Origin of the sequence: Brevundimonas sp. UBA7838 (assembly GCF_002500885.1) — a bacterium.
GTDB classification, from domain to species: domain Bacteria; phylum Pseudomonadota; class Alphaproteobacteria; order Caulobacterales; family Caulobacteraceae; genus Brevundimonas; species Brevundimonas vesicularis_C.
This window is the reverse complement of record NZ_DLTK01000009.1, coordinates 896-12,447: the sequence shown is the minus strand read 5'-3', so window position 1 is coordinate 12,447 and position 11,552 is coordinate 896. Positions and strand designations below refer to the sequence as shown.

The window sequence follows — 11,552 nt, the reverse complement described above, 5'->3', positions numbered from 1 at the left end:
CGGCTGGCGGGCTCGTGGTCGGCGGTGGGGTTCGCGCCCGCCAAGCGGCCGCCGGTGCGCCGCCTGCTGAATTCGCCCAAGGCGTCGATGCGCTATTTCATGTCGCCGTCGCGCGCCGCCGCCCATGCCAGGGCGAGCGATGGGCGGCTGATCTGGTGGGCGGGCAAGGAGAGCGAGGCGACGCGCCAGGCGGCGGCTGCATTTGACGGCCCGACCGTGCGGATGGAAGACGGCTTTATCCGTTCGCGGGGCCTGGGTTCCGATTTCGTCGGCGCCCTGTCGGTCGCCCTGGACGATCAGGGCGTCTATTACGATCCGTCGCGGCCCTCGCGGCTGGAAACCCTGATCGAGACCTCGGACCTGTCGCCGGTGCAGCTGGCGCGGGCCGCCGCCTTGCGGACGCGCGTGGTCGATGCCGGCCTGTCGAAATACAATCTGAGGGGTCAGGCGCCGACGGACTGGCCCGCCGATCGCGACATCTTGCTGGTCGTTGGTCAGGTCGAGAACGACAAGTCGATCCTGCTGGGCTGTGCGCCGGATCTGAACACCAACTCGGCCCTGGTGGAGGCGGCGCGGCGCGATCATCCGGACGCCTTTCTGGTCTATCGCAATCACCCCGATGTGCTGGCGGGCAACCGGCCCGGGCGGCTGGACGCCGGGGCCATGGCTTCGGTCGATGCGGTGGGCGACGGGCTGGATATCGTGGACTGTCTGAACGCCTGTCGCCGGGTAGCGACCCTGACCTCCCTGACCGGGTTCGAGGCCCTGATGCGGGGCAAGGCGGTGTCGGTCTATGGCCGGCCCTTCTACGCCGGATGGGGGCTGACCGACGATCGGCTGACATTTGAGCGCCGCAGTCGCCGCGCCGGCGTCGATCATCTGGTCCACACCGCCCTGATCGCCTATCCCCTGTATGTCACGCCCGAGGGCTGGCCCTGCGAGGCCGAGGATCTGGTGGACCGGCTGATCGCCGCGCGCGACCAGCCGACGCCCAAGGCGCCGCGCGGTCAGGTCCAGCGCTGGGCCGCCGGGATCATCGCCAGTCTCGACCGCAAGCCGCCGCCGTCCTATTGACGCGTTCTGATAGGAAACGGACTGTCATCAACAGCGAGTCTTTTGGACGCGCAATAGACTTCCTCAAGCAGCGAGGCCCCGCGGGCCGAGCGATAGGAACACCAAAGTGTCGAATGCAGTGATCGCCGCCACCGGCCTCTTCACCCCCGACCAATCGGTCTCGAACGCCGAACTGGTCGACAGCTACAACGCCTGGGCTGACGGCTGGAACGCCCGCCACGCCGCCCAGATCGAGGCCGGCGAGTTGGAGGCCAAGTCGCACTCCTCGCCCGAGTTCATCGAAAAGGCGTCGGGCATCAAGAGCCGGTTCGTGCTGGACAAGGCCGGGATCATCGACCCCGAGAGGATGGCCCCGAACCTGGCCGAACGCTCCAACGACGAAATCTCGATCCTGGCCGAGATGGCGGTCAAGGCGGCGCGGCAGGCGATCGAGGCCTGGGGCAAGCCGGTCAGCGAGATCGGCGCCGTCCTGTGCGCCGCGTCGAACATGCAGCGTGCCTATCCGGCCATGGCGATCGAGGTTCAGCAGGCGCTGGGCATCGAGGGCTTCGCCTTCGACATGAATGTGGCGTGCAGCTCGGCGACCTTCGGCATCAAGACGGCGGCGGACTTCATCGCCGGCGGCTCGGTCAAGGCCGTGCTGATGGTCAATCCGGAGGTCTGTTCGGCCCACCTGAACTTCACCGATCGCGACAGCCATTTCATCTTCGGCGATGTGGCGACGGCGGTGATCGTGGAGTCGTCGGATACGGCGGGACCGGGCGGCTGGGACGTGCTGGGCACGCGGCTGAAGACAACCTTCTCCAACAATATCCGCAACAACTTCGGCTTCCTGAACCGCAATGCGCGCGACACCGCGCATCTGGACAGCCCGGAGGCCGACGACAGCGTCCAGAACGACAAGCTGTTCATCCAGCAGGGCCGCAAGGTCTTCCGCGACGTGGTGCCGATGGTGTCGGACATGATCGTGGATCACGCCGGCGAACTGGGCCTGGATCCGCACGATCTGAAGCGGCTGTGGCTGCACCAGGCCAACATCAACATGAACACGATGATCGGCAAGAAGGTGCTGGGTCGTGAGCCCTCGGCGGACGAGAACGTCATCATCCTGGACGAATACGCCAACACCTCCTCGGCCGGGTCGATCATCGCCTTCCACCTGCACAACGACGGGTTCGAGGCGGGCGATACGGGGCTGATCTGCAGCTTCGGCGCCGGCTATTCGGCCGGGACGGTCTTCGTCAGGAAGCGCGCCGCCTGAAGCCTTAAAGCCGGGGCAGGAACAGGACGAAGTCCAGGCTCCACAGCCCCGGTCCATTGGCGATCAGCCAGATCAGGATGACCATCAGCAGGGTCTCGGGCAGGTCGAAATAGCTGGAGAGGCGATAGCCGAGGCTTGTCCCCTCCACCGACTTTGACGCGACCGTCACCAGGGCGACCAGGCTGATGATCAGCAGCACCAGGGCCGCCAGGCTGGTGAACAGACCCATGATAAGCAGGGCGCCGAAGGCGAACTCGCACACCGAGACGAACTTGGCGGTCTGGCGCGGCGCGGCGATGCCGGCTTCGACCATCGTCTTCTGCATCTTCTCGGCCTGGGCCGGGGTGAACAGCTTGTAGAAGCCGGACAGGAAGAACATTCCCCCGACCACGACCCGCGCGATCAGGGGCGCGATGTCCATCAGGGCCGGAACGCCCAGGCCGAGGCCGCGATAGAGGTCGATCATGGGGCGAAGGCTCCGCTTGGAATGGCAGAGCCTTCAATGCCTTACGGCCGCGTCGGTTGCTCGGCCCCGTCGCGTGGCGGATGCGTCGCCTTCCATTCCATGGCGCGGCGGATGCGGTTCTCAACGCTGGGGTGATCGTGGAACAGGAACTCCTCGATCGCCGACGGCGACGGCGCGCGGTACTCGGCGGTCTTGATCAGGGCCTTGGACAGGCCGTCCGGTTCATTGGCGTGAACCAGCGAGAAGTGGTCGGCGTCCTCCTCCATCGTGCGGGTCATGGTGGCGAAGACCGGGGTGCCCAGCACGCCCAGGAAAGCCAGCACCAGGGCCAGGACCGGCAGGCCCGCAGGGTCGGAGATGTCGCCCACGCGATCCGCCCTCAGCAGACGATGCGCCACCGGATACAGCCGGTCGGTCAGCCAGAAGGCCAGCACCGACAGGAGGACCAGAATGCCGACGGTCCAGAGAATGTGCGCCCGGACGTAGTGGCCCATCTCGTGGCCGACCACGCCCCGCACCTCGGCCAGATCCGCGCCCTGTTTAAACATGGTGTCGCTCATCGCCACCCGCGCCGTGCCGAACAGGCCCGAGACATTGGCGGTGTAGCGGTCAGACTGTTTGGAGCCGTTGTAGATGAAGATCTTGTCCGACGGCGTACCCGTCTGTTTGGCCAGGGTCACGACGGCGTCGCGCACCGGCCCGTTCGGCGCGGGCGTATAGGTGTTGAAGATCGGCTCGATCACCAGGGGCGCGAGCACCAGCCCGATGACGCTGAAGGCCGCCGTCACGCCGGCCGCCCAGGCCCACCAGAACCGACGCGCGCGCCGGATCAGGGCATAGATCGCCACGAGCAGCAGCGAGGTCGCCACGACCGAAATGGCTGCGCCGATCACGGCCTCGCCCAGCCAGCCGCCCAGGGCCTGGCTGGTCAGTCCATACTGTTTCTCTCGCCACCAGCCCTGATAGATCGCCCACGGCAGGGTCAGCGCCCAACTCATGGCCGAATAGACCAGGGCGACGGCGAAACTGGCCAGGATCGGCCGACGGCGGCGACGTTCGATCCGGCTGCGGATCGCGACCAGCAGGCCGGTACGCACGATGATCCAAGCGACCAGGGCCGAGACCAGGAAGCTCCACAGGATCAGCCAATGCGAACCGTGGGTATAGGCGATGGCCCGGGCCGTTTCCTGGGGCGACAAGGTCGCCAGCCAATGGGCCGTCGCGGCCGCCGGATCGAAATTCGTCATGGTTTTCTCCCTTGAGAGAACCAAACCGCGCGACCCGCGTTATGTCAGGTTAATTCGCATCCATGATGATTCTCGCCCGGCCACGCTTGAATCTTTCACGACTTTTTGTCACGCATTCTCCTGTCGAGAACAGGGGATGTCCCAGATGGCTCACAAGACGCCCAAGCAGGTCCTGGAAAGCTTGGCTCATGATATCGCCACCGTGTTGAAGAGCATGGGTGGCTCGGCGCATCAGAACATGGTGGTCGATTGCGTGGCGGCGATGAAGCGCCAGCGCGGCGAGGCGGTCAACCCGCCCGATCTTCGCCAAAAGATCATCGAGACCTTCGAATACTATCGCGACTGGTTCGTTCGTCCGTTCGGCGAAGGCTCGCAGCGTTGGGCTCTGGCCGGCGACTTCGGCTGATTTCACCGTCCTGAACGAAAAAGGCGCGCTCCCTGCGGAGCGCGCCTTCGTCGTTATGACTGATCGATCAGATCAGAAGCGACGGATGTAGCTGACCGAATAGGCGTCGGCTTCACCACCGTTGTCGCGGTAGTCGCGACGGGTCCAGTCGGCGCGCACGCCGTTGACGCCGTCCAGGTAGTAGTTGGCGCCGGCGCCGTAGTTCCAGCTGTCGCCGCCCACGTCGGTGTTGGCGCCCGGGAACTCCTGCTTCAGCTCGGTGTGGCCGTAGCCGCCGCGCGCGAACAGTTCCAGCTTGTCAGAGACCGGCACCTTGCCGACCACGTAACCGGCGGCGTCCCACTCATGCTTGATCGAGCCATCGACGCCGGCGACAGTGAAGTCGTCGTCCTTGACGCCGACCGAGGCTTCGGTCTCGACGGCCAAGTAACGGTTGAGGTTGACGCCCAAACGACCGGTCACAGCGCCCGTCGTTGCATTGTCGCCTTCAAGATGAGTGTAGCCCAGCGAACCGTAACCACGTGGCTCAGGATTGGTTTGAGCAAAGGCCGGGGCGGCGATTGCGGAAACGGCGACAGCGGCGAGAAGAATGTTACGCATTGTTTCTTATTAACTCCTAGATGTGATGACCGAGCCGATCATCAGCCCCATCCAGCGAGTGCTTAAATAGGTCACGGCGTCATCTGTTCCAGAAGCGGGAACACGCAACGAATGCCTGTGGACGCCGGGACACATACAGCGTTCCGCCAAGATCGGCGACTTTGTGGCGCCGCAGCAAAAAGGGCGGCCTCAACCGAGACCGCCCTTTCATCTTGCTATCCGTCATCCTCGGGCTCGACCCGAGGATCGGACATCAGACAGACTGTGCGTCGCCGTCATAGCACCAGCGGCGGAACCGCCGATCCTCGGGTCAAGCCCGAGGATGACGGGTCTTGGGTAGCTTTTAGCGGTCCTTCTCGCGCTCCACGTTCAGCGCGGCCTGGGCCGCCGCCAGACGGGCGATCGGCACGCGGTAGGGCGAGCAGGAGACGTAATCCAGCCCGGCCTGTTCGCAGAAGGCGATCGACGACGGGTCGCCGCCATGCTCGCCGCAGATGCCCAGCTTGACCTCGGGCCGGACCTTGCGCCCGCGTTCGGCGGCGATCTCGATCAGGCCGCCGACGCCGTCCCGGTCCAGGCGCACGAAGGGATCGGTCTCGAAGATGCCCTTGTCCAGATAGGCCTGCAGGAACCGGCCGGAATCGTCGCGCGATATGCCGAACGTCGTCTGGGTCAGGTCGTTGGTGCCGAAGCTGAAGAACTGGGCGTATTCGGCCAAGTCCCCGGCGCGGATGGCGGCGCGCGGCAGTTCGATCATGGTACCGACCAGATAGTCGATGGTCTGGCCCGTCTCCTCGAACACCGCCTTGGCCGTGCGGTCGGTCAGCTCGCGCAGATATTTCATCTCAAGGCCCAGGGCGACCAGCGGGTGCATGATCTCGGGCAGGGGCGCGGCGCCCGACTTCTGCTTGACCTCCAGCGCCGCCTCGATGATGGCGCGGACCTGCATCTCGTAGATTTCGGGGTAGGCGACGCCCAGGCGGCAGCCGCGGTGGCCCAGCATCGGGTTGGTCTCGTGCAGTTCCTTGGCGCGGCGCTTCAGCTTCTCGGCGTCGATGCCGGACGAGGCGGCCAAGGCGTCGATGTCTTCCTCGGTGTGGGGGATGAACTCGTGCAGCGGCGGGTCCAGCAGGCGCACCGTCACCGGCAGGCCGGCCATGATCTCGAACAGTTCGACGAAGTCCGACTTCTGGAACGGCGCGATCTTGGCGAGCGCCGCGCGACGGCCCTTCTCGTCGTCGGCCAGGATCATCTCGCGCACGGCGGCGATCCGGGTGTCGTCGAAGAACATATGCTCGGTGCGGCACAGGCCGATGCCCTCGGCGCCGAAGCCGCGCGCGGTCTTGGCGTCCAGCGGGGTCTCGGCGTTGGCGCGGACCTTCAGGCGGCGCACCTTGTCGGCCCAGCCCATCAGGGTCTGGAAGTCGCCGGTCAGTTCGGGCTCGATCATCGGCACGGCGCCGTCCAGCACCTCGCCCTTGGAGCCGTCGATGGTGATGACCTCGCCGGCCTTGAAGGTGCGGCCGCGCGCGGTGAAGACGCCCTTGGCCTCGTCGATGTGGATCTCGCCGGCGCCGGAGACGCAGGCCCGGCCCATGCCGCGCGCCACGACGGCGGCGTGGCTGGTCATGCCGCCGCGGGCGGTGACGATGCCGCGCGCCGCATGCATGCCGTGAATGTCCTCAGGGCTGGTCTCTTCGCGCACCAGGATGACCGCCTCGCCCAGACCCGACATACGCTCGGCCTCGTCGGCGTCGAAGACGATCTTACCGGTCGCCGCGCCGGGCGAGGCCGGCAGGCCGGCGGCGACCACGGTGCGCGCCGCATCGGGGTCCAGCGTCGGGTGCAGCAGCTGGTCCAACGCCGACGGCTCGACCCGGCTGATGGCCTCTTCCTGAGAGATCACGCCCTCGGCGGCCAGATCGACAGCGACCTTCAGCGCCGACTTGGCGGTGCGCTTGCCGTTGCGGGTCTGCAGCATCCATAGACGGCCCTGTTCGACCGTGAACTCGATGTCCTGCATGTCGCGGTAGTGGCTTTCCAGCTTGCCGACGACGTCGACGAACTGGGCGAACACCTCGGGCATGGCCTCTTCCATCGAGGGGGCGGTCTCGCCCATCTCCTCGCGCCCGATCCTGGTCAGGGACTGCGGGGTGCGGATGCCGGCGACCACGTCCTCGCCTTGGGCGTTGATCAGGAACTCGCCGTACAGGCGCGCCTCGCCGGTCGAGGGGTTGCGGGTGAAGGCCACGCCGGTCGCCGAGGTCTCGCCCATATTGCCGAACACCATCGACTGGACGTTGACGGCCGTGCCCCAGCTTTCGGGAATGTCGTGCATGCGGCGATAGAATTTCGCCCGGTCGTTCATCCAGCTTTCGAACACGGCGCCCACGGCGCCCCACAGCTGGTCCTTGGGATCCTGCGGGAAGGCATGACCCAGTTCACGCTCGACCACGGCCTTGTAGTCGGCGACCACCTTTTCCCAGTCGGCGGCGGTCAGGTCGGTGTCGACCGTGACACCCAGGCGATCCTTGTGCTGGTCCAGCACCTCTTCGAAATCGTCGTGGCTGAGGCCCAGCACGACGTTGGAATACATGGTGATGAAGCGGCGATAGCTGTCGAAGGCGAAGCGACGGTCGCCCGACAGCTTGGCCAAGCCCTCGACCGTCTGGTCGTTCAGGCCCAGGTTCAGCACCGTGTCCATCATGCCCGGCATGGACGCCCGCGCGCCCGACCGCACCGACACCAGCAGCGGGTTATCGACATCGCCGAAGGTCTTGCCGACCACGCCCTCGACCTTGGCCAGGGCGGCCTGGACCTGGGCGTCCAGATCGGCCGGATAGGTCTCGTTGTTGGCGTAATAGTGGGTGCAGACCTCGGTGGTGACGGTGAAGCCCGGCGGAACCGGCAGACCCAGCGACGACATTTCCGCCAGATTGGCGCCCTTGCCGCCGAGAAGGTTCTTCATCGACGCGTCGCCGTCGGCGGAGCCTCCGCCGAAGCCGTACACCCACTGAGTCATCATGCAGTCCCTGAGCTTTTCGGATCGTCCGGCGGGTTGGCCCCGCTCGCACATGCAGCATGATCTAGCGCGTGAGAGCGGCCTTGACCATTGCGGATGTAACAATGCGTGAGGGGGTGGACAGTTTCCTAGCGACGCGCGCGCACAACCTTGACGTCATCGTCTCCTCCCCATGAAATGGGGAGGGGGACCGCGAAGCGGTGGAGGGGTTCTTGACGCACGAAGGCTCCGTCTCGCGCGCCCGCATCCTGCGCCGCGCCCTGACCCCGCCCGAAGCCCGACTGTGGGTCCACCTGCGCCGCCGTGCGCTGGATGGGCTGAGATTTCGCCGCCAGCATCCAACGGGCGTCTATGTGCTCGACTTCTATTGCGCCGAGGCGATGTTGGCCGTCGAGGTGGATGGCGAAAGCCACGAAGGCCGAGGCGAACATGACGCCCGACGCACACGCTGGCTTGCGACCCAGGGCATTGCGGTCATCCGCGTCTCGGCCGAACAGGTGCGGGTGGACCTGGGTGACGTGCTTGATTTCATCGCCGACAGGGCGAGAGACCGAATCCGAGGCTAAGAGCCCCTCCACCGCTACGCGGTCCCCCTCCCCACAGGTGGGGAGGAGACGATGCGGCGAAGTCCCGTCTCCTCCCCATTCCATGGGGAGGTGTCTCGGAGCTCAGCGGAGAGACGGAGGGGTTCTGCCCTACCCCGCGATCTGGCCGAAGTCGGCGACCTGGCCCATCACGTCGCGGACTTGGCCCAGCAGTTTCAGCCGGTTCTCGCGTTCAGCGGGGATGTCGGAGTTGACCAGAACGTCGTCGAAGAAGCGGTCCACGGGCGCGCGCAGGCGCGCCAGGGCCGTCATTGCGGCGGCGAAGTCCTCGGTCTCCAGCGCGGCCTCGACGGCGGTGCGCGCGGCGCCGACGGCGAAGGCCAGGGTGGTCTCGGCCTCGGGCTGGTTCGGCAGGCCGGTCTGGACCATGCCGGTGGGCAGGGGGCCCTTCTTCTCCTCGGCGCGCAGGATGTTGGAGGCGCGCTTAAAGCCGGCCAGCAAATTGGCCCCGTCGTCCGTGGCGAGGAAGGTGGCCAGCGCCTCCACCCGACGCACGATGCGGACGAGGTCATCGTCGCCCAGAGCGAAGACGGCGGCGACGAGGTCGTGGCGTTGGCCTTGGTCGCGCAGGAGCACGGTCAGACGGTCGGCGAAGAAGGCGGACAGAGCAACCGCTACATCCAAGGCGAGCATTAGCTCGTTGTCAGTGACGTAAACTCGCCCTTTCATGATCGCGGCCTTGCGAGCGGGTGCGAGTTGTTGACCTTCAACGCCCCTGGCTTCGGCAACATCGAGCGCCTCTAGCTGCTTAGCCAGGACATCGGCCCTCATGTCATCAAAGACATCCGTGGCAGCCGGGACAATCAGATCGGCCAACGAGGTCCGAACTCCGTTCTCCAGCACCAGACGGATCACGCCCAGCGCCGCACGACGCAGAGCGAACGGGTCTTTAGACCCCGTGGGCTTTTCGTCGATGGCGAAGAAGCCGACCAGGGTGTCCAGCTTGTCGGCCAGGGCGACGGCGACCGTGACGGGCGCGGTCGGAACCGTGTCGGCAGGGCCTTGGGGCTTGTAGTGGTCGCGCACGGCGTCGGCGATCGCGTCGGAATGGCCGGCGAGACGGGCGTAATAGCCGCCCATGATCCCCTGCAGTTCCGGGAATTCGCTGACCATGCCCGACAGCAGGTCGGCCTTGGACAGGCGGGCGGCGGTTTCGGCCTCGTCGGCGTCGGCGCCGACCAGCGGCGCAATCTCGCGCGCCAGAGCAGCGATGCGCTCGACGCGCTCGGCCAGGGTGCCCAGTTTGGCGTGGAAGGTGACGCCGGACAGTTTGGCGTTCCAGGCGTCGAAGCCGACCTTCTGGTCCTCGTCCCAGAAGAAACGCGCGTCGTTCAGGCGGGCGGACAGGACGCGGCTGTTGCCGGCGGCCAGGGCCTTGCCCCCATCGGTCGCCTCGACATTGGCGACGACCAGGAAGTTGGGGGCCAGGCCATCCTTGGACGGATCGCGAACGGCGAAATACTTCTGGTGCACCTTCATGGACAGGCGCACGACTTCCGGCGGCAGGGCCAGGAACTGCGGGTCCATATCGCCCAGGATCGGGGTCGGCCATTCGGCCAAACCCGCCACCTCGTCCAGCAGGCCGTCGTCATCGACAAGGGCCAGGCCGCGCGCGGCGCAGGCGGCCTTGGCCTGTTCCAGAATGCGTAGCTTGCGATCGGCGACGTCCAGCAGGACGAAGCTCTTTTCCAGTTGGGTGCGGTAGTCGACGAAGTCGCTGACCTTCAGCGGCTGGCCCGAGCCCAGGAAGCGGTGCCCCTCGGTGATCGCGTCGGATGAAATGCCGTCGATCTCGAACGGGACCACCTTGCCGTCGAACAGGCACAGAATGCGCTTGATCGGACGCACCCAGCGCAGCGTGCCGGACCCCCAACGCATCGACTTCGGCCAGGGGAAGGTGCGGACGACCTGATCCACCGTCTCGGCGACCAGATCGGTCGTGGCGCGGCCCTTGGACGACAGGACGGCGAACAGGACTTCGTCGCGCTCGGTTAGCTGATCGCGCGTCAGGCCGGTCTTGCGCAGGAAGCCTTCCAGCGCCTGTTCGGGGGCCGAGGCGCGCGGGCCCTTGACCTCTTCCTCGCGGTCCGGCGTGGCGGCGGGCAGGCCGTCTATGACCAGCGTCAGGCGGCGCGGACCGGCATAGGTCGTCAGCGCGTCCCACGTCAGGCCGGCGGCCTTCAAACGGTCGGAAACCATCCGCTCCAGGTCGCGCGCGGCGCCCTGCTGCATCCGGGCGGGGATCTCTTCGGAGAAGATTTCGAGGAGAAGTTGGGGCATCAGGCGGTTTTCCGCTCTTGTTCGACGTAGGCGAGGGCGCAGGCTTTGCAGAGTTCGCGGATGCGGCCGATGTAACTCTGGCGTTCGGCGACGGCGATGGCGCCGCGGGCGTCCATCAGGTTGAACAGGTGGCTCGCCTTCAGAACCTGATCGTAGGCGGGCAGGACCAGCGGCTGATCCTGCGGCCCGCGCATGTCCAGCAGGCGCTGGACCTCGCCCACCATGTCCTCGAACCGGCGTTTCAGCCCGTCCACGTCATAGCCGTGGAAGTTGGCTTCCGACTGCTGCCGCTCGTTCTCCAGGAAGACCTCGCCATAGGTCAGGCCCTCCTTGGTGAACTTCAGATCATAGACGTTGTCCACGCCCTGCACGTACATGGCCAGACGCTCCAGCCCGTAGGTCAGCTCGCCCGACACCACATCGACCTCGATGCCGCCGACGCCCTGGAAATAGGTGAACTGCGTCACTTCCATCCCGTCGCACCAAACCTCCCAGCCCAGGCCCCAGGCGCCGACAGTGGGGTTTTCCCAGTCGTCCTCGACGAAGCGGATGTCGTGCTGCGTGGGATCGATGCCCAGCGCCTTCAGCGAA

Annotated in this window: 9 protein-coding genes and 1 pseudogene; 4 read left to right on the top strand and 6 right to left on the bottom strand. The window is 66.2% G+C overall.

Annotated elements, in window-relative coordinates; genetic code table 11:
* Positions 1 to 1,074, top strand: a pseudogene (locus B3T77_RS00540) (capsular polysaccharide biosynthesis protein); the annotation flags it as partial.
* A gap of 106 nt (positions 1,075 to 1,180) precedes the next feature.
* On the top strand, positions 1,181 to 2,335 hold the full coding sequence (locus B3T77_RS00535; protein WP_292076055.1) for a beta-ketoacyl-ACP synthase III: 1,155 nt from the start codon (positions 1,181 to 1,183) through the stop codon (positions 2,333 to 2,335).
* A gap of 4 nt (positions 2,336 to 2,339) precedes the next feature.
* Here B3T77_RS00535 and B3T77_RS00530 read toward each other — a convergent pair whose 3' ends face one another.
* Positions 2,340 to 2,801, bottom strand: a complete 462-nt coding sequence (locus B3T77_RS00530) for a DoxX family protein (protein ID WP_055752982.1) — start codon at positions 2,799 to 2,801, stop codon at positions 2,340 to 2,342.
* Positions 2,802 to 2,842: 41 nt separating this feature from the next.
* Positions 2,843 to 4,048, bottom strand: coding sequence for a M48 family metallopeptidase (locus B3T77_RS00525; protein WP_292076051.1), 1,206 nt, complete (start codon positions 4,046 to 4,048; stop codon positions 2,843 to 2,845).
* Between the two features lie 136 nt (positions 4,049 to 4,184).
* Between B3T77_RS00525 and B3T77_RS00520 the strand changes: the two genes are divergently transcribed.
* Positions 4,185 to 4,454 (top strand): hypothetical protein, encoded by a 270-nt coding sequence (locus B3T77_RS00520; protein WP_017504786.1) that lies wholly within the window; start codon positions 4,185 to 4,187, stop codon positions 4,452 to 4,454.
* A gap of 72 nt (positions 4,455 to 4,526) precedes the next feature.
* Here B3T77_RS00520 and B3T77_RS00515 read toward each other — a convergent pair whose 3' ends face one another.
* Together B3T77_RS00515 and ppdK are read right to left on the bottom strand one after the other, a co-directional pair.
* The gene (locus B3T77_RS00515; RefSeq protein WP_055752980.1) at positions 4,527 to 5,054 is read right to left on the bottom strand and encodes a porin family protein; all 528 of its coding nucleotides are present in this window, start codon (positions 5,052 to 5,054) and stop codon (positions 4,527 to 4,529) included.
* A gap of 343 nt (positions 5,055 to 5,397) precedes the next feature.
* Positions 5,398 to 8,079, bottom strand: coding sequence for a pyruvate, phosphate dikinase (gene ppdK, locus B3T77_RS00510; RefSeq protein WP_349681203.1), 2,682 nt, complete (start codon positions 8,077 to 8,079; stop codon positions 5,398 to 5,400).
* Positions 8,080 to 8,288: 209 nt separating this feature from the next.
* On the opposite strand from ppdK, the gene B3T77_RS00505 reads away from it, so the two are divergent.
* Entirely contained in the window at positions 8,289 to 8,642 is a 354-nt protein-coding gene (locus B3T77_RS00505; RefSeq protein ID WP_292076035.1) for an endonuclease domain-containing protein, read from the top strand.
* Positions 8,643 to 8,771: 129 nt separating this feature from the next.
* On the opposite strand, the gene glyS is transcribed toward B3T77_RS00505, so the two are convergent.
* Complete coding sequence (gene glyS / locus B3T77_RS00500; RefSeq protein ID WP_292076032.1) at positions 8,772 to 10,961, bottom strand: glycine--tRNA ligase subunit beta; 2,190 nt, start codon at positions 10,959 to 10,961, stop codon at positions 8,772 to 8,774.
* The coding region (locus B3T77_RS00495) for a glycine--tRNA ligase subunit alpha (protein ID WP_292076029.1) at positions 10,961 to 11,552 on the bottom strand (592 nt) is incomplete at its 5' end. The genes B3T77_RS00495 and glyS, both read right to left, overlap by 1 nt.